Raw genomic sequence first — 18,839 nt, 5'->3', positions numbered from 1 at the left:
AAAAAGTGATCATTCTGTGAATCAAGGGATTCACATGGGGAATCACTTGTGCCATAAAGAAAAGGTGATCCTCCATAGAAGGGGACGCAATGAGGCAGATATGAGTTATGTGAAGAAACGCCCCGCATATGGGGTTCTATTGTTCGGTGCTGGCGCGGTTGCGCTGTCCGTCTATTTTACCTTTGCCGCCGTTCAAGGCGATTACGGGGTGTTTCATCGCATTCAAATTCAAGCAGAAGTTGAAGTGCTCAAGGGTGAGTTGGAGACCATTTCAGGTGAAGTGCGCGTGATGAAAAACAAGACCCATCGCCTGTCGGATGAATACCTTGATCTTGATCTTCTGGATGAGCAAGCCCGCACCGTTCTTGGCCTTGTGCGCAGCAACGAAATCGTCGTTCGTTAATCTGTTAACGCGCTGAATTAACTCCCCCTTTAGGGAGCCGTAAATTTCTCCCTCGCTTTTTGCTCCCGTATGGAATATATATAGTTTAACGTTAAACTATATTCAAATCCACCTTTGCTTAGCGATAGAGGAGAAACCTATGGCCGCTCGGAAAACGTCAAAGAAACCAAATGTTTCTAAAGACGAACTGCTTACGTATTACCGCGAAATGTTATTGATCCGTCGATTCGAAGAAAAAGCGGGACAGCTTTATGGCATGGGTTTGATCGGTGGTTTCTGTCACCTGTACATTGGCCAAGAGGCCGTTGTGGTTGGCATTGAGGCCGCGACCGAAGAAGGCGACAAACGCGTCACCTCTTACCGCGATCACGGACATATGTTGGCCTGTGGCATGGACCCTAAAGGCGTTATGGCAGAACTTACCGGCCGCGAAGGTGGCTACTCCAAAGGTAAGGGCGGCTCAATGCACATGTTTAGCAAAGAGAAGAACTTCTACGGCGGCCACGGGATCGTTGGCGCACAGGTGCCAATTGGTGCGGGCCTTGCTTTTGCCGACAAATATCTCGGCAACGACCGCGTTTCGTTTGCCTATTTCGGCGATGGTGCGGCAAACCAAGGACAAGTTTACGAGACATTCAACATGGCCTCGCTTTGGAAATTGCCCGTTGTCTTCGTGATTGAGAACAACCAATACGCTATGGGCACCAGCCTTCAGCGCGCCTCCTCGTCCCCCGAACTTTATACACGCGGCGCAGGGTTTTCGATCCCCGGCGAAGCGGTCGATGGCATGGATGTGCTTGCGGTCAAAGAAGCCGCAGCCAAAGCCATTGCCCATTGTCGCGCTGGCGAAGGCCCTTATATTCTCGAAATGAAAACATATCGTTATCGTGGTCACTCAATGTCGGATCCGGCGAAATATCGCACGCGTGAAGAAGTTCAGAAGATGCGCGAAGAACGCGATTGTATCGATCAAGTGCGCACGATGTTGTTGACCGGTGATCATGCGACCGAAGATGAGCTAAAAGCCATCGATAAAGAGATCAAAGCGACCGTGAACGAGGCGGCAGAATTTGCCAAAGAAAGCCCCGAGCCCGCGCTCGACGAGCTTTACACAGATATTTACGCCTAAGCGGACAGAGGAGACTTATACAATGGCTACAGAAATTCTAATGCCCGCGCTTTCCCCGACTATGGAGGAAGGCACATTGGCAAAATGGCTGGTTAAAGAAGGCGACGTTATCGAGAGCGGCATGATTATGGCCGAGATCGAGACCGACAAAGCGACGATGGAATTCGAAGCGGTCGATGAAGGTGTGATGGGCAAAATCCTGATCGCGGAGGGCACCGAAGGCGTCCCCGTCAACACACCGATTGCGATTTTACTTGAAGAAGACGACGACGCCGACGCCACGCCCGCGGCAGCCGCAACACCCGATGCCGCCCCTGCGGCGGTTGAGGCTGCGGCCCCTAACCCTGCGGTTGCAGCAGCGCCTGTACAAATCAACGTGCCAGACGAAACCGAAATCCCAGCGGGCACCGAAATGCGCCCAACAACAGTTCGCGAAGCCATCCGCGACGCGATGTCCGAAGAAATGCGGCGCGACGACACTGTGTTCCTCATGGGCGAAGAAGTTGCCGAATACGAAGGCGCTTATAAGATTTCGCAAGGCATGTTGAATGAGTTTGGCGCAAAGCGCGTGATCGACACACCAATCACCGAGCATGGGTTTGCGGGCATTGCCACCGGCGCGTCGTTCGGCGGTTTGCGTCCGATTGTGGAGTTCATGACCTTCAACTTCGCGATGCAAGCGATTGACCAAATCCTCAATTCAGCCGCCAAAACGCTATACATGTCGGGCGGTCAAATGGGCGCACCTATGGTGTTCCGTGGACCAAACGGTGCTGCGGCTCGTGTTGGCGCACAACACAGCCAGTGTTATGCGGCATGGTATGCGGCAATCCCCGGCCTTAAAGTTGTAATGCCCTATTCGGCGGCAGACGCTAAAGGATTGATGAAAACCGCGATCCGCGACAACAACCCAGTGATCTTCCTTGAGAACGAAATTCTCTATGGCAAGACTTTTGATGTGCCTGTCATAGATGATTTCACCGTGCCGTTTGGTAAGGCCAAAATCTGGCGTGAAGGTACGGATGTGACCATCGTGTCCTTTGGAATTGGTATGACCTATTCCCTCGAAGCTGCGGATAAATTGGCCGAAGAAGGCATCTCGGCTGAGGTCATCGATCTGCGCACCTTGCGCCCAATCGACTATGACACGGTTCTGAAGTCTGTGATGAAAACCAACCGCTGCGTGACCGTCGAAGAAGGTTACCCAGTAGGTGCCATCGGCAATCACATCTCGGCCACGATTATGGAACGCGCCTTTGACTATCTGGATGCACCCGTAATCAATTGCACAGGCAAGGACGTTCCGATGCCCTATGCTGCCAACCTTGAAAAACTTGCCTTGATCACAACGGCTGAAGTAATCGCCGCTGTGAAACAAGTAACTTATCGTTAAGGAGAAACCGGATGCCAATCGAAATACTCATGCCCGCGCTTTCTCCCACAATGGAAGAAGGCACTCTTGCTAAATGGCTCGTGAAGGAAGGCGATACCGTGTCTTCTGGCGACCTGATTGCGGAAATCGAAACCGACAAAGCCACGATGGAATTTGAAGCCGTGGACGAAGGCGTTATTGGTAAAATCTTCGTTGCCGAAGGCACCGAGGGCGTTGCCGTCAACACACTGATTGCTGTCCTCTTAGAGGATGGCGAAAGCGCAAGTGACATTGGTGCACCTGCTGCGGCTAAGAAAACAGAAGCCGAACCAGCAAAAGCAGAAAGTGTTGAAACAAGCCAAGCTGCCGCGTCTACCCCAGCAGCCCCCGCAGCGACCTCCGGTGAACGCCTCTTCGCCTCCCCACTTGCGCGGCGGATTGCTGCGGATAAAGGTCTCGACTTGACCGCTATTTCAGGATCGGGTCCAAAAGGACGGATCGTAAAAGCTGATGTAGAGAATGCAACGGCAGCGCCTAAATCCGCGCCAGCCACTTCTGCGGCTCCAGCCAAAGCGGCCCTAGCAACCGGAGCAGATGCAAGCCAAGTTGCCAAGATGTACGCAGATCGCGACTACGAAGAAGTCACCCTTGACGGTATGCGCAAAACAATTGCCGCCCGCCTGACAGAGGCCAAGCAAACGGTGCCGCACTTCTATTTGCGCCGTGATATCAAACTTGATTCTTTGCTCAAATTCCGTGGCACCCTTAACAAGCAGCTTGAAGCCCGTGGAGTAAAACTCTCGGTCAATGACTTCATCATCAAAGCGGTGGCGCTCGCCCTGCAACAAGTGCCTGAAGCCAACGCCGTATGGGCTGGGGATCGTGTTCTTCAGATGAAATCCTCGGATGTTGCGGTAGCCGTCGCCATTGAAGGCGGTCTGTTTACCCCGGTGCTCCAAGATTCGCAGATGAAATCGCTCTCTGCCCTCTCCGCCGAAATGAAAGATTTGGCTGCGCGCGCGCGGACTCGCAAACTTGCGCCACACGAATATCAGGGCGGATCGTTCGCGATTTCAAACCTCGGTATGTTTGGCATCGATAACTTTGATGCCATCGTGAATCCTCCACATGCCGGCATTTTGGCTGTGGGCGCGGGCAAGAAACGCCCTGTGGTTGGCGACGACGGCGAACTAATCGTCGCGACAGTTATGTCCGTCACCATGTCGGTCGACCACCGTGTTATTGACGGGGCGATTGGGGCAAACCTACTCAATGCAATCGTTGAAAACCTCGAAAACCCGATTGCGATGCTGGCTTAATTAGAAGTTACTGTTCAAACAAAAACGCCGGCGCTGTGAAGCGCCGGCGTTTTTTGCTTTCAGTGTTCGTAAATCCCTATTTACCGATCACTTGGTTCATTGAAATCGAAGGCTGAGGGCATCCCGCTTCGCCCACAACCTTGGCAGGCACGCCAGCAACAGTTGTGCATGGCGGTACTTCGTGAAGTACAACCGAACCTGCCGCAATCCGACTGCAACGTCCGACTTTAATGTTGCCAAGAATTTTCGCGCCAGCGCCAATCAAGACGCCATCACCGATTTTCGGGTGGCGGTCGCCGCTTTCTTTGCCCGTGCCACCTAGGGTCACCGACTGCAAGATTGAAACGTTGTCGCCAACCACTGCGGTGCCACCGATAACAATCGAATGGGCGTGATCCATCATAATGCCTTTGCCAACACGAGCTGCGGGATGAATGTCTATGCCAAAGGCTTCGGAAATACGCATTTGTAAAAAGAACGCCATATCGAAACGCTCTTTTTTCCACAACCAGTGCCCAATCCGATAGGCTTGCATGGCCTGAAATCCTTTGAAGTAAAGGATGGGCTGAATATAGCGATTACAGGCAGGATCCCGTTCATTCACGGCAACAAGGTCTGCACGCGCGGCTTCAATCAAACTCGGATCGTCGGCATAAGCTTGATCTGCAATTTCCCGCAGTATCTGTTCCGACATTTCCGGCGACGCCAGTTTTAACGACAAACGGTACGCCAAAGCACCTTCTAGGGATGCATGATGCAGGAGCGAGCCGTGTAACATGCCGCCCATCAAAGGCTCGTCACGCACCGCCTCCTCTGCTTCATGGCAAATTCGCGACCAGACAGGATCAATCTCACTAATGTTTTTCTGCGCTTTCGCCATGATGTACCCTTTCAATTTCACCCCAGTCTACAACAGATAGGGAGAAATCAACAATCGCAAAGGTGTGATACAACATATTCGAAGAAGTTATGGAACTATGCTCGGTTTCGTTGCTTCATGCGCCACGCCAATAAACATTCAAATGTTTGCGCTAAAATCCCACAGTATTCCAAATCATCCAAGTACGGCTCCTTTGCTTGAGGACGCATATTCGCCGCCGCCATAAGGCTACCGTTTCCCCATAGCGGATGACACCGGCCGGTGGATTTTCGGTATTTATCCGCAGCCTCTGCCTCCGTCAGCATGAGTTGAAAAGTACTAACACGCCTCCTCTCTGGAAAACAAAGAAGAGCGCGCGCCGCTGCGGTCATATCCCCGTGCAAGACAGGCCGCATTTAAATGCTAGGAATCGTGAGTGAGTAATAGTGGATGGCTAGACGAACAGTCCCACTTGCAAAATCACCTCCGTCGGCCGTTAAAAGTAGGGAGGTAGGACTGTACTCGGTATACGGGGACGACAACGTACCACGTACATAGGAATTTGATGCGAGGCCCAGGCCACTTCCAAACAGACTCAGGGACCCAGACTTCCCCAAACTCCAACTTGTCAGCGTCCCAGTCACGTCGCTCACGACCACTCCCGATACGCCAAAAAGCATCGCATGGGGGGAATCACTACAACAGTTGAATTGGAACTTCCTGCGGAAATAACATGATCAAATTCCAAGATGGAGAACCCAGATTTCGCTCCGTTTGGTGATTGTGCAAGGGCTCCTTGAGTCCAATTTGAACCGTCAAACAGGGCTGAATAAGCGTGATCTGCAATCCAGGCTCGCCAGCCCGTTTGAGGAATGGAGAAGACCCACCCACCGTTGGAATAAATTGCGACCTCGCCATCATGGCCAGCCCATGCATTCACCCCTCCGATTGGCACACCATAGGACGCCCCGTCCGACGCGGACAACGGCGGCGTCCCCGTTGAAATTGAGATCAAAATCAATTGGGTTAACCCATCCAGTTTCGCGAGGCTTTCGTTGACCGTAATATGCTTTTGCGCTTGGCTCGGCTGTACCAATGGCAAGCCCAAATTTCCAGTATTAGTCATTGATTTCAATCCTTCTAAAGGGGCCAGCACCAAAACGCTGGGAGACTTGGGCAACTTCCAACCCAAAGGGAGCGCTCACACCATCTTGGGCGATCTGAGCTGCGGTATAGGTGTAGTTTGAGGAGGTCGTCATGACCTCTCGGACGATATTATTTCCGTCCAAAACACGCAAAAGGTAGCTTTCGGAGTCTTCATTCAAAGGGACATCAATTCCTGACCAAGTATCACCGCCAAATCGAGTGCGCCGGATCCACGACACTTCCAAGTTTGCTCCGTCATGCTTTCCTTGAACATGAACCGGCGCATATGGGCGCAAGCCTATGCCTTGAAAAGCCTCACTAATGTAAACATAACTCGGATCGTCGAAAGACCGTGTCGATGGACCTATTCGATAATAACGTTCCAGCCCTTGTGAGGCGGCCGAAATGTCGATTTGTTGGGGCGTACCATCCAGCAAAACAAAGTGACTTCCCACAGGCCAACTATCTGGGACGATTGCGTCACTGCCCAATTGACCGCGAAGCCGCTGACTCAATTCATAGGTATCTTTGTCAACGAGAGTGGCTTCAGCAAATTGGAACACCTCCCACTTCTCGCTAGTTCCATCCCCGATGGCGGCTAAATTCCTCCCGTTCAACAGTCCTTCCCAAGTCGTGGAGGACAAGGCTCCTCCGTAAACTTTTACCCGAAGTGGTTCGCCACGATCTGGCAAACCAGTACCGGCTTCAACCAATGCAGTTCGTGTCTCACCTATGGTTGCGGATGTACCGATAAGTGTATTTAGCGTGTACCCCGCATCTTCCGAAGATCCATAAACAGCAACTGACCCTGGCCAAGGCGTTGCGGTAATCGCAAGGTGAGGAGCGTTGGGATTTTCGTCCCCTGACAGTAGTGGTAAATCCAAAAAAACCGGATACACGGGAACCGGAGCGGTAAACCCCCGAACGCCAATTGGCTCCGATGTGGCGTCACTTGGCGTGTAAATCTCGTGCTCCACGCGCACCGCGTCCAGAATTTGAGCCCCCCCCTGTTCTACATTATCAACCCTATAGAGCGCCTCCCCACCGGCTTCTTCAAAGCGTAGAATATCTCCAGCACCAATCTCCATTTCTGACATCGGCATAGCAAAGCGCACAGTGTCACGAGCAACCCGACTTTCTGTCAACCAGCGTTCTACAATTGCGCGCGCTTCGGTTTGCGTCAGAGCAAGTGGCAACTCAGACTGGGAGACCATATAAGTCACCTCATCTGGATGAATGGCCTCTGTAGCGCGAACTTCAAAATCGCCATCGTTTTCAACAAAGGTCAGGCGAATTCGGCCAGCCACTTCCGCAATGGGCGCTCTTGAAGTTTGAACGAGAGCATCTTGGTCTGGAAGGATCGCAAGTTTTTCAGTTTCAATATCCAAATCTGGCAAGCCGTTTCTCGTTTTAAAAACCAAAGTGCCGTCGCGCTCAATAGCTTCGAATCCATAAGCAAGCATCAGCGGTTGCAAAGCTGAACGTGCGCCAGAAATATCCGAAACCTGATACCCGCGCACGTACCCGTATAACTTCGATGTAACGTAATCCTTGTCGCCCGATCTCTCACATATCTCAGCGACAACTGAGGAAAGGGACCTTGCACCAGTACGACCGTTCAGCCAGTGACCGCGCTCATAGTTCTTACCGTCGCCCCAAGCACTGAGGGCGTTTGGAAAATATGGGTAGGGTCGCGCATCCCATGCCCAAACATGCGCTTTTTTCATGTCGAGCATTTGAATTCCAGTATCATCGGATACAGGGTTATTGGCGGGGGTATTCCAATAGGAATACAGAGCGCGTAAATATTGCATTTGAACGAAGTCATCACGCGTGCCATCCGAGTGGTTCGGAAGGCTGCTTTCACTCGATTTTACATCAATAAATTTGTTGGGTTGATTTGTACCTTTATCTACAGCGGCACAGCCGATTTCCGTAAACCAGATTGGTTTACTACCAGGCGTCCAATTTGTTGATGTGGCCTGACGTATCCCACTTATGCGTTCATGATGAGGGTTCTGCCACCAGTTCTTTATATCTTTATAGCGCCAAACCCATGCTTCGTCATACGCCCCACCTTCAATTGCCGTGCGGATTTGGGCAGCTCTCGCTTCTGAGGAATGGTAGTACCAGTCGTAGCCTTCCCCGCCCTCAATGTCGGATTTCAAGTAGTCCAAATTGTAAATCGAGCCCCAAGACGCATCGAGGTGATCTTGCCCCTCACGCCAGTCAGACATCGGCATATAGTTGTCAATTCCGATAAAATCGATATCTGCACACGCCCAGAGGGGGGCGAGGTGAAACAGCGCATCACCAGAACCATCCTGTGGATGATACCCAAAATATTCGCTCCAATCGGCCGCATATCCATTTTTTGTTTCACTCCCAAGAATGCTGCGAACATCTGCAGCAAGCGAAACCAATTGCGCAACTGCTGGAAAGCTCCCATTTGCGTCACACCGCGCATTTCCGAGCCAATACAAAATGCCGATACCCCACCAGAGACCGCGCACAAATGGGCGTAATGAAGTATGAACCTGCGATAGCTCCACTCATCTGGCCCCGTGTAAGTCACACCAGTTGTTGTTTGGCTGAAATCATTCGCTGACGCCGTGCCAAAGAAACTCTCGATCTCGTCCTCGGCGACCACAGTTTTATCAGGTGAACCAGACTGCCCAGGGGCAACAGAAAGTGTTATTCGACCGCGCCACGGAAGGGCTGGCTGATCGGCAGCCCCAGTGTATGGGTCGGGCAATCCATTTCCGTCGATTTGGTCCATCAAAATAAACGGATAAAAAACGACATCTTGCCCCGCGGCATTGATGTCAGTAATAGCTTCAATCACCGATTGGTCCGTGGGGGTGCCTCCGTAAATGGTTCGGTCGTCTATTTTGACGATCTCTTCAGCGCTTAAACGATCCAAACTAGAAACCTGCCACGGCATTCCGAAGCCATCAGAAGTGGTTTGTCCAACTTTCGGTTTCAGTGAACAACTACTGGCCCGCAAATCATCGCCAAACCAACTCACAACCAACGATATAGATTTACACGCGGGCAACTCTTCTCGGAGCGCATCCATAGACGTCAAAAAATCTGTTTTCCCCGACGCAAAATTGACGTTGACGGAAGAGTTCACACCTAAGCCGCCCTAGAAATGGGCTGGCGTAGTGGCCAATGCATATTCCCCCGTCCCTGGTATTAAAGCCACGCCTTCAATCATATTGACGGGATCATCGACAGCATTTGAGATGTCGGGTTGCGCGGGTCGTACAACTTCAAAACTAAACTGCGGGAACCGGTTCCCAAACTGCCCCAACGGCAAATCTTCAAACACTATATAAGCAATTCCACGATAGGCAGGTACATTTCCCGCTCCTTGAATTGCCTCCATTTTCGGATCGGGCATCTGGGTACTGTCATCCAGATAAACGCGCATATTCAAGTTTTCGGAAGATATTTAAACGCCATCGGCCCAAACACGACCAACCCGTGTAATCTCGCCTTCACACAGCGCAACCGCAGCACTTACCGAATAGGCGTAACTCGTGACGGATGGGCCTCTGGGCGCGCCTTTGCCACCACTACGCGTGGTGCTTTTTTCTTCTTTGAAGCGCGTGGACCATATTACCTGCCCGGGTACGCGCATGCTCCCATAGAGTTGTTGGATTGCGGTACCTTCGCTCGCCCCCATAATCCGGAACCGATCCACGCGGTCGGTTTCGACGGCCTGTGATCCAGACCCCATAAGGCGTTGATCGATAACTCGGCCAAGGGTCGCACCAACAGCGCGCCCAATGATCGCAGACGAAATGCCAAGTGCAGCTCCCCCAAAAAAGGCGCCTAAACTATAACCAATCGCTGAAAGAACTATCGTCGCCATTAGGCCCCCTCCTCGGGAAACTCAAATCGGGCCACAATTCGGCGCTGCCACAGCGCACTCAGGGGGCTTTCCAACACCCCGTGCCCTGAATATGCATGAATAAAACTTGGCTCAGATCCGACATTCCCTTGAATGCCAAGATGCTTAGCAACAGCGCCAACGCGCATCCGAAACAACAGAACGTCCCCCATTGCCGCATGATCAAGGGCCTTGGAATTAGATGCACAAGCGCGGCTTCCCAGAGTTCTCCCCCCCCCTGAGGTTCGCTCCAGTCATTCTTATAGGCTGGCACCCGGGTTGGCTCAAACCCCAATACTTCCCGCCAAACCCCACGTAAAAGACCTAGGCAGTCAGTGCCCGCGCCTTTTTGCGACGCTTGGTGGCGGTATGGTGTCCCAAGCCACAAACGCGCGGCTTGTACGATCAACTCGCTTTGCATCAGCCCACCTCAACTGTTTTTTGTGGGAAACAAGTTGACCACCATCGTTAACGTCTCCCGATGACGGATAGCTCATAAGCCAATCTTCCCAGAGATGTCAGGAAAGCCTTGGTAGTTTAGAAAATTCTGGAATTTCAACAGGCATGTTTCTGTACGTTTGTCACATCCAGCTTCAAACTGCACAAGGTCACCGGAATCCAACGACAATCGAAGGGCTTCCCAAAGTTCTATCGTGCGACCTTTGTCCGTAAGGCGATCATTCTTGATAAAGCCAACAAGCCCTTTTGCATGCCCGCTAAGGACCTCAAAACGACCACGTTCAAACCACCGATCGTCAAACCCTAGAAAGTCATCAAAGAACAACTCGCGCGCATTATTGATTGACTCAACAGGACGCGTAGCGGCATAGCCAGCGGTATCAAGATTGAAGCGGCAAGAATGACCTCCCAGTACAGCAGAGCAAGGCTTTTGGTAGGTCCGTCCTTGGGGTTGATTTAGCGCTTCCGTTAGGCCGCGCAATTCAGCCTGAAATGCCCCATCTCCACGTGTCAGTTCTCCGATAGTGCCACGAAACTGGAGCGTTCTTTCGCTTGGTTTCTGCCAATCGACAAGCCATGCCAGAACTTGCGCCCCGTCATAGCGACCCGCGGCGATATCTTCTTCGCGGATTGTGTCGCTATTGAGCGCCCCAAGGGCCTCTGTATTGTCAACTGCGAGGCCCGTTGTTTGCTGCAACGCACGTACCGTCAGCCCCGTATTGGCAAGAAAATCAACACCGTCGAAGGCAATATCTTCGTCGTGATCTGTGAAGCCGAGCGAAACACCATCTATTCGCGTAACGGCCCAACTAGCGGCTCACACTCGTGATACCCGACCTAAGATGCGTTTTCAGTTCTGGAGAAAGTGTCATTATACACGCACCTCACCGATCGGCACATTCGGCACATCACCCGCTTGAAAGCTTGCAACGGACGTGTGGATTCTATCGGCATCGAAACGGACAGGAACGTCGAACTCAAAACCGGCCGTGATCGCAACGCCTACATCTGGTGGGTGCGAGAATGTGACGAGCTCCGTCGAAAAATCGAAATCAAAATCGATACTTTCCTTTAGAATATCCCCCTGGACCCCAAGACGAACAGTCCCTTCAACGGGTTTTTTAATAGGCCGTGTATAGGTGTAACTCCCAGACTCGTAAGTCTTATTGAGTTGCCACACGGCCTGCAATCCGTCCCCATGCGCGATGACTTGATCCTCAAACGTTGGTTCCATTGAGGGACGTCCAGATTTAAAATCCGACCAATTTTTCCACCGGAAGCCATGAAGTTGTCCGCGACGCGCCTCAAAAAACGAAATCAACAACTCGATATCGTCAAGGGAACGCATGGCAACACCCGCATCATAGCGACGCCGGGAATGTGCCCACGGTCTTGCGCTCGGGTCCACCAACGGACCCAAAACTCAACGTCGTCGGGAATCTAACTTTATGAAAACCCATCGTAATTCCTCCCTACGCGTTGCGCTGACCACGTCCCATGGCACGACTTAACTGCGCCGCGATTTGTCCCTGACTGCGCTGCAACCCCTGCGCATCTGGGGTACTAATGTTCATGGTAATATTCACGGGGCGGCCTCCCCCTTGGGTTTTCACCCCGAGGCTACCATCTGCCCCCCGCGCCAAAGGCATGATCGCTTCAGGACCCGCCTCCCCCATCAAGCCCATGCCGCCACGCATCGGAAAGTTCATCGGGCTGGAAATCACGCCCCCCTTTGCAAACGGCATGACTTTGCCTTGCGTAAACGCTCCACCATTTTGAAATGGGATCGCGCCGGAGACCGCATTGCTAACCGAAGTCGCAATAATTCCACCGAGTTGGTTTGTGACTGGCTTGATTGCCGCAGCATAAGCGGTATCGATCATCGATTTAGCTACCGTATTGAGAGCATCCGAAAGCTTCATGCCGTCAAATGCCCGCCGCAACCCGCGTCCAATTCCCTTCGAGAGCGTATCAACTTCGTTGCCCGTTGCACTCAAAGTTTCGCGCATCTTGATCAATTCTGCATCAAATGCGGCCGCCATTGCCACCGCACCACTCATGCTGTTTTCAAGGGAGTCGACCCTCTCATCAAATTGGCCAACACCATCTACATCTTGGGTCATGATCGCGCTCCTGATTTTTTGTGTGTTCAAAACGTCGGGATACAGGCGCGACAAATCCTCAAGCCGGTTGCGGCTCAGGGGCATTTGTTGGTCCTCACGGCCCAACATCATCATCAATTCCGCCGGAGTGAGTCGCCAAAACTCTTCTGGTTGAAGGTCCAATCCGCGAAGCCCCGCACGCATAAGCGAAGGCCAGTCCATACCGTATCCTTCTCCAATCGCCACTAGAGCGCTCTGGCTTCAGAGGTTCCGGGGATTGTGAACGCAAGGGCCAACAATTGTGCGGCAATACGGGCCGCTTCAATGGGTCCGCCGGTTATATCTGCTTGCAGCAAATCCTCACCGCGCCCCTGCCACCCACCGCCGCGAAGACCTGCCACGATGGGCGACAGAACATCACGGGTTGAATATTTTCCCGCCTCAAAACGATCAACCAAGTCAATGAGCGTTCCCGTTGCCAGCGTACTTTCGAGCTGTGCGAGTGACCCAAGCGTTAGCTTGAGAGCGCGACGTTCCCCATCCAGAGTAAGCTCAACCACTCCTGCCCACGGATTCGCCATTACAGCGCTGTGAGCTGAAGCGCGCCCTCATCCGCCGCAACCGCCTCAAGATACCCATTCCCCGTCAGCAACAACTGACCATAGAGGTTTTCAAACAATTCCGCCCGTCCTTGCGCCCCGTTTGGCGATGCAATCAACGAAAGGATCGGATGATCCTCATACCGACGTTCCCGATCCTGAAGCACCAATGGCAAGGCCGCCGCCGCCTCCGCGATCATCTTGACCGACCGAAAGCCCACAGGATTGTGCGCAAAACCCGTTTTGGTGAGGGACACAACATCCCGCGGGCTCCATGCCACACGCCCGGAACCGTGATACGCAACCACCGGTCCTGTGGCGGAAGCTTTGGTGGCAGTTGGGCCAGTTGCCGCAACCTTCTCGCCGCGTTTTAGGAAATCAAATACCATCTGAAGAAGCTCCTGTTTCTTCGCCTAAAAGAACACCCACCGGGCGGGCCATCAGAATTCCCAATCGGTAAACTATTGACACATATGAATAAGAATGGATATTTTTGGTTCCATTCTCGTTGAAACCACTCTCTCACAAATCCCTTACGGGTTATTAAAGTGTGCGTACGCGGGGGCGTTGCGCCATCTTGTTTGGGGTGATCAAAAGATTAGTGATCGCCCAAACAAGCGCGTCCACACGGTCGGGGCTGCCCTGCCCTCATACCCCTGCTGCGTCATGCGACACATCTGATCTTCAAGCGCTGTAAACGCCCCGAAATGATGCACGCGTCCCTGGGCATATAACGCCGCCACGGGTTCGGCCCGCGCCGCTTTCCCCTTGCTTGCCCGCACAGCTTTGTAACTCACCATCGGGTCCAACTGGCGGATCACCGATTCCACCAAATCACCGCCCTGATTGACCTCGGCCACCAAACAATCGGCCCCGTGGCGCTCCATCGCATCCAGTGCGGCTTGCGCCCAAACGCTGGGCGCGGCCCCGCTGATCGTCGCGTCTTCCAACACAACGGCGTACCAGTCCTTCGGCTCGCCCACAGTGCGCGCGCCCACCACCAAAATCCCACATTCGTCAGACCCTTTATGGCCCGTCACAGGCGGATCAACCGCCACAACGATGCGTGTTAAATTGTCGGCCTCATTGACCCGCGCCTGATCCAACGTCCCAAGCGTCCACATCGCGCCTTGGGTATCTTCAAGCAAAACGCCGTCCAATTCCTGCCGCCCCAAACGGGTGCCCGCATACCGCGCACGCACTTCTTCAAGGAAACTCGCCGCCAAATAGGCGCGATTTGCTTCGGTTGGCGCTTGTGTCACAACCGTCGACTTATTCCCTAAAATACCTTTTAAAATCGGCACATTACGCGGGGTTGTTGTCACGCATTGGCGTGGCATATCCCCAAGGCGCAGCCCGAATTGCAGCATATCCCACGCCTCTTCGGCGCGCTTCCATTTCGCCAGCTCGTCCACCCAAGCCGCATCAAATTGCGGCCCGCGCAGGCTCTCTGGATCATGGGCAGAAAATATCTGTGCAATCGCCCCATTCGGCCAAACCAAACGCTTCCGGCTGGCTTGCCACTCGGGCCGACGATCTGGCGGAGAACACGCCAAAATGCCGCTCTCGCCAAAAACCATCACTTCGCGCACTTGATCAATCGTTTCCCCAACGAGCGCCACACGACGCGAGCGACCCGGATCGAGGGGGCCGCCCCCTCTACCTCCGACCGTATCCACTCGGCACCAGCACGGGTTTTACCCGCACCACGCCCTCCCATAATCACCCAAGTGCGCCAATCGCCTTCTGGCGGGAGTTGGTGCGGTAGGGCCCAAAATTCAAACAACCAAGGCAGAGCCAAAAGCGACTCGTCCCCTAATTCATTCAGAAACGTCTCCTGTATTGTTTGCTCTGCGCAAGCGAGCCAAGCGGCTCCCGATGTCAAGGCGTGCTCGGTCAAAGTCGAGCGCGAAGTCATGGACAATTCCGGACTTTTGTTTGCGAAGTTTTTCAACGCGCGACCTTTCCTCAAATAGAGTTTGCAAGGCTTTGGACAAATCCTTCGAAAGCGCAACGGCCTCCTTCGTGTCCAAATCTTGGCTTGTTTCATTTGTTTGCAAGACGCCTTCGACGGCACCGATCAAACGTTGAACCTGTTTTTCGGCCACCAAAAGCAAGCTTTCGGCACTGCCAATATCCTCAATGGGTGTAATAAGTGTCATATTCTTATTGTCCGCCTCTCATGCTTTGCCCGCACGAGAGAAATGTGGCTCAATCTAGCGCTCTAAAATGGCGCTTTTAACGGGGTCACATCCCTTCTAGCTCGACCTGTAAATTGACACATCAGAGTGAAAAAATCAATGATGTCGAGGTGTTGCGTGGCAACACCCACCGAACGCACCCCCACGTAACTCCCGAAGAACAAAGGGAAACCTGTCGCAAACGCGCACAAAAAAGGCGCCCGAAGCGGACGCCTTTTCCTTCATTTCCTGCCGCTGAAACCCCTAATTTTCGGGTGTCTCAGCTTCGATTTTGCGCCAAATGGCCACGTTGTCATTGTGCTCCTTAAGTGTCGTGGCAAAGGCATGTCCGCCCGTCCCGTCCGCCACAAAGAATACGTACTTCGTGCTATCTGGGTTGACCGCCGCTTGGAGCGCCGCCTTCCCTGGATTGGCAATGGGTGTCGGTGGTAGGCCCGCGTGAACATAGGTGTTCCACGGCGTATCTCCGCGCAACTCACTCTGGCGTAACCCGCGTCCCAACGCGCCTTTACCCTCCGTCACGCCATAAACGACTGTAGGGTCTGTTTGCAAAAGCATCCCTTGGTTCAAGCGGTTCACAAAAACGCTGGCAACCTGCCCACGTTCCTCCGCAATCCCCGTTTCTTTCTCAATTATCGACGCGAGAACAAGCGCCTCCTCCATTGTCTCAATCGGAAGATCTGCGGCGCGGTTGGACCACGCTTCCTGCAAATCCGCCGCTTGCCGATCTTTCATCTCCGCCAGTAATTCTGCGCGCGTCTCGCCGGACGCCACTTCGTAACTCCCCGGTGCCAGCCATCCTTCTGCTGGAATTTCATCAACATCACCCGTCAAGAAATCCGCCGCCTTCAGCGCCTCAACAACCTGCCAACTTGTGGCCCCTTCAGCAAGGGCAACACGGTACCGCAAATCTGCATTCTGCCGCGCCTCTTCAAACCCATCTGGCACCGCGTCCGCGACCGGATCAAAAGCGAATTTTTCTTCAAATCGGTTGGTCGCAGGGTCAAGCTCTCTTAGTTGAACTTCGCTGCGTAACACCCCGATTCGATAGACAATTTCCGACCCACAAGTCGAGCGGCCATTGCCCGTCACGATGTCAAGAATGCCTTTCATAGAAGCCCCTGCGGGCACCAAGAAACTTCCTTTTTTTACTGCTTCGGCCTTTCCAGAATAATTCGCGCCTACGCGGAAAATAAAGCCACTGGTAACGGCAGCCTCTTTTTCCACGCTTTCAACCACGTGTCCAATGTTAGACCCAGCAGCCACACGCAGGCAAATCGCGGTTTCAAGTGGGCCTTCGGCTTCATATTGCTTGGTCGCCCACATCGCGACTCCGCCGAGGCAAAACAAAATAAGCACCAGAAAAGTCAGGGCGCTTGAGGCCAGATTTTTCCACATTAGTCTTTTACCTTACCAAAGATAACGCTCGCATTTGTGCCACCAAACCCAAAGGAGTTGGACAGCGCGACGTCAATTTTACGTTTCACCGCTTTGAGCGGCGCTAGATCAAGGCGTGGCGTCACATCAGGGTTCTCAAGGTTGAGCGTTGGCGGTGCAACTTGGTCACGGATCGCCAGAATACAGAAGATCGCCTCAATCGCCCCCGCTGCCCCCAAAAGGTGCCCCGTTGCCGATTTTGTCGAGGACATCGTCGCCGTATCTGCAGCATCCCCCATCAAGCGTTCCACCGCGCCGAGTTCAATCGTGTCGGCCATCGTAGAGGTGCCATGTGCGTTGATATAATCAATATCCGCAGGCGTAATCCCCGCCCGTTTAATCGCCGCCGCCATGGAGCGATAGCCACCATCGCCGTCACTCGCTGGTGCCGTAATGTGATACGCATCCCCCGACAGGCCATAACCCAAAACTTCGCCGTAAATCTTCGCGCCACGGGCTTTTGCGTGTTCATATTCTTCCAGAACAACAACGCCTGCGCCCTCACCCATCACGAAACCATCGCGATCTCTGTCATAAGGACGGCTCGCCGTTTTGGGATCGTCCCCACGCGAGGTCGACAACGCCTTACAGGCATTAAAGCCCGCGATGCCAATCTCGGAAATCGGGCTTTCTGCCCCCCCGCGACCATCACATCCGCATCGTCCAACATGATCAAACGCGCCGCGTCGCCAATGGCATGCGCGCCCGTCGAGCACGCCGTCACAACCGCGTGGTTGGGGCCTTTAAAGCCGTATCTTATACTCACTTGGCCCGACGCAAGGTTGATCAATGCACCCGGAATAAAGAAAGGCGAAACACGGCGCGGGCCTTTTTCCGCCAAAACAAGCGCGGTTTCTGCAATCGACGACAACCCGCCAATGCCCGAGCCAATCATCACACCTGTGCGGCATTTGCTTTCTTCGTCTTCCGGAACCCAGCCTGAATCTTCAACGGCTTGGGTTGCAGCCGCCATCGCATAAAGGATGAAATCATCGACTTTACGGCGGTCTTTAGGCTCCATGTATTTATCGGCGTTAAACGTGCCATTGCTACCGTCCCCCAAAGGGATTTCGCAGGCATATTTGGTGGCAACACGTTCGGGATTAAACCGCGTGATCGTCCCTGCCCCAGATTCTCCGGCGATCAGACGGCTCCATGTTTCTTCAACACCATCGGCCAATGGTGTGACCATTCCCAAACCTGTGACAACTACTCGACGCATAGCGTTTCTCCCGCCTTAAACTTTTGTTCCTTGCTTGATATCGTGCTCTCCCCCTAAGGAGCAAGGTAAAGAAACAACCCTAGCGGATAAAATCCCCCCGCTTTCGTCCTCCAAACCGGCTTACCCCCTATTTTCGCGTCAATATTTATTAAGGCAAAGCGGCAATCGCGTCCGTCAGGCTTCGCGTAATTTTGACCAAAACCTCGCGTTCCTCTTCGCTCAGTGCCCCGACCAACTCGGCCTGACGCGCCACGTGGTCCTCCACCACGCGATCAATCAGCGCATGCCCCGCCGCCGTCAGGCAAATCAAAAACCCACGCTTATCCTTTGGATTGCCCCGTCGCTCCACCAGCCCCGCCGTCACCAACCGATCAATCCGATTGGTCATCGTGCCAGAGGTCACCATCGAGCTGCCAATCAACGCCCCCGGCGAGAGTGAGAACGGCGCACCTGAGCGGCGCAACGTGGCGAGTACATCAAAGCTCGCAGCCGTTAAATCGTGGCGCTCAAAAACACGTTCCATCTCTTGGTTCAACACATTGGCCAAACGCACAATGCGGCCAATAACCTCCATCGGCCCGACATCAAGTTCGGGCCGCTCCTGCGTCCACTGCGCAACAATTTTGTCAACATGATCCATGCACACAGGATGCTGGTTTTTATCTTCACGTCAAGAATAAAGGAAATACACCT

The 18,839-nt window shown here is 53.3% G+C and carries 13 protein-coding genes and 6 pseudogenes; 4 read left to right on the top strand and 15 right to left on the bottom strand.

Annotated features, from left to right (window positions below; all coding sequences use genetic code 11):
• Nucleotides 1-100: 100 nt before the first annotated feature.
• The 4 genes from RC74_RS15025 (at nucleotide 101) to RC74_RS15010 (ending at nucleotide 4,223) form a co-directional block, all read left to right on the top strand.
• Nucleotides 101-403 carry an FtsB family cell division protein gene (locus RC74_RS15025; protein ID WP_039002072.1) on the top strand — a complete coding sequence of 101 codons (303 nt, stop codon included), beginning with the start codon at nucleotides 101-103 and terminating at the stop codon, nucleotides 401-403.
• A 139-nt stretch (nucleotides 404-542) separates the two neighbouring features.
• Nucleotides 543-1,532, top strand: coding sequence for a pyruvate dehydrogenase (acetyl-transferring) E1 component subunit alpha (gene pdhA / locus RC74_RS15020; protein ID WP_039002071.1), 990 nt, complete (start codon nucleotides 543-545; stop codon nucleotides 1,530-1,532).
• 22 nt (nucleotides 1,533-1,554) lie between these two features.
• Nucleotides 1,555-2,925, top strand: coding sequence for a pyruvate dehydrogenase complex E1 component subunit beta (locus RC74_RS15015; protein ID WP_039002070.1), 1,371 nt, complete (start codon nucleotides 1,555-1,557; stop codon nucleotides 2,923-2,925).
• 11 nt (nucleotides 2,926-2,936) lie between these two features.
• The gene (locus RC74_RS15010; RefSeq protein ID WP_039002069.1) at nucleotides 2,937-4,223 is read left to right on the top strand and encodes a pyruvate dehydrogenase complex dihydrolipoamide acetyltransferase; all 1,287 of its coding nucleotides are present in this window, start codon (nucleotides 2,937-2,939) and stop codon (nucleotides 4,221-4,223) included.
• 76 nt (nucleotides 4,224-4,299) lie between these two features.
• On the opposite strand, the gene cysE is transcribed toward RC74_RS15010, so the two are convergent.
• The 15 genes and pseudogenes from cysE to RC74_RS14940 form a co-directional block, all read right to left on the bottom strand.
• On the bottom strand, nucleotides 4,300-5,103 hold the full coding sequence (cysE, locus tag RC74_RS15005) for a serine O-acetyltransferase (RefSeq protein WP_039002068.1): 804 nt from the start codon (nucleotides 5,101-5,103) through the stop codon (nucleotides 4,300-4,302).
• A 95-nt stretch (nucleotides 5,104-5,198) separates the two neighbouring features.
• A complete protein-coding gene (locus RC74_RS23880) occupies nucleotides 5,199-5,474 on the bottom strand; it encodes a DUF7742 family protein (protein ID WP_470295035.1) in 276 nt (91 codons plus the stop codon).
• A gap of 257 nt (nucleotides 5,475-5,731) precedes the next feature.
• Nucleotides 5,732-6,208, bottom strand: a complete 477-nt coding sequence (locus RC74_RS15000; protein ID WP_062628302.1) for a DUF2793 domain-containing protein — start codon at nucleotides 6,206-6,208, stop codon at nucleotides 5,732-5,734.
• A pseudogene (locus RC74_RS14995) lies at nucleotides 6,201-10,108 on the bottom strand (baseplate multidomain protein megatron). Before RC74_RS14995 ends, RC74_RS15000 begins: the two are co-directional and overlap by 8 nt.
• Nucleotides 10,108-10,547, bottom strand: a pseudogene (locus tag RC74_RS14990) (NlpC/P60 family protein). Before RC74_RS14990 ends, RC74_RS14995 begins: the two co-directional pseudogenes overlap by 1 nt.
• Nucleotides 10,548-10,619: 72 nt before the next feature.
• Nucleotides 10,620-11,378 (bottom strand): DUF2163 domain-containing protein, encoded by a 759-nt coding sequence (locus tag RC74_RS14985; RefSeq protein ID WP_335339596.1) that lies wholly within the window; start codon nucleotides 11,376-11,378, stop codon nucleotides 10,620-10,622.
• Between the two features lie 78 nt (nucleotides 11,379-11,456).
• Nucleotides 11,457-12,045: pseudogene (locus RC74_RS14980) on the bottom strand (phage distal tail protein, Rcc01695 family).
• A gap of 12 nt (nucleotides 12,046-12,057) precedes the next feature.
• Complete coding sequence (locus tag RC74_RS14975; protein ID WP_082802321.1) at nucleotides 12,058-12,909, bottom strand: rcc01693 family protein; 852 nt, start codon at nucleotides 12,907-12,909, stop codon at nucleotides 12,058-12,060.
• 23 nt (nucleotides 12,910-12,932) lie between these two features.
• A complete protein-coding gene (locus RC74_RS14970; protein ID WP_039002064.1) occupies nucleotides 12,933-13,268 on the bottom strand; it encodes a gene transfer agent family protein in 336 nt (111 codons plus the stop codon).
• A gap of 20 nt (nucleotides 13,269-13,288) precedes the next feature.
• Nucleotides 13,289-13,675 (bottom strand): annotated as a pseudogene (locus RC74_RS14965) (phage portal protein); the annotation flags it as partial.
• Between the two features lie 154 nt (nucleotides 13,676-13,829).
• Nucleotides 13,830-15,204: pseudogene (locus tag RC74_RS14960) on the bottom strand (DNA-packaging protein).
• Complete coding sequence (locus RC74_RS14955; RefSeq protein ID WP_039002062.1) at nucleotides 15,107-15,448, bottom strand: hypothetical protein; 342 nt, start codon at nucleotides 15,446-15,448, stop codon at nucleotides 15,107-15,109. Before RC74_RS14955 ends, RC74_RS14960 begins: the two are co-directional and overlap by 98 nt.
• Before the next feature lie 282 nt (nucleotides 15,449-15,730).
• Nucleotides 15,731-16,885 (bottom strand): endolytic transglycosylase MltG, encoded by a 1,155-nt coding sequence (mltG, locus tag RC74_RS14950; RefSeq protein WP_039002061.1) that lies wholly within the window; start codon nucleotides 16,883-16,885, stop codon nucleotides 15,731-15,733.
• Nucleotides 16,885-18,146 (bottom strand): annotated as a pseudogene (gene fabF / locus RC74_RS14945) (beta-ketoacyl-ACP synthase II). Before fabF ends, mltG begins: the two are co-directional and overlap by 1 nt.
• 148 nt (nucleotides 18,147-18,294) lie before the next feature.
• Nucleotides 18,295-18,786: a MarR family winged helix-turn-helix transcriptional regulator gene (locus RC74_RS14940; RefSeq protein ID WP_039002059.1), complete on the bottom strand. Its 492-nt coding sequence runs from the start codon at nucleotides 18,784-18,786 to the stop codon at nucleotides 18,295-18,297.
• Nucleotides 18,787-18,839 lie beyond the last annotated feature (53 nt).

It is taken from the genome of Falsihalocynthiibacter arcticus, from assembly GCF_000812665.2.
Classification (GTDB): Bacteria; Pseudomonadota; Alphaproteobacteria; order Rhodobacterales; family Rhodobacteraceae; genus Falsihalocynthiibacter; species Falsihalocynthiibacter arcticus.
Note: the sequence above shows the minus strand (reverse complement) of the source record. Positions and strands in the feature narration are given on the sequence as shown.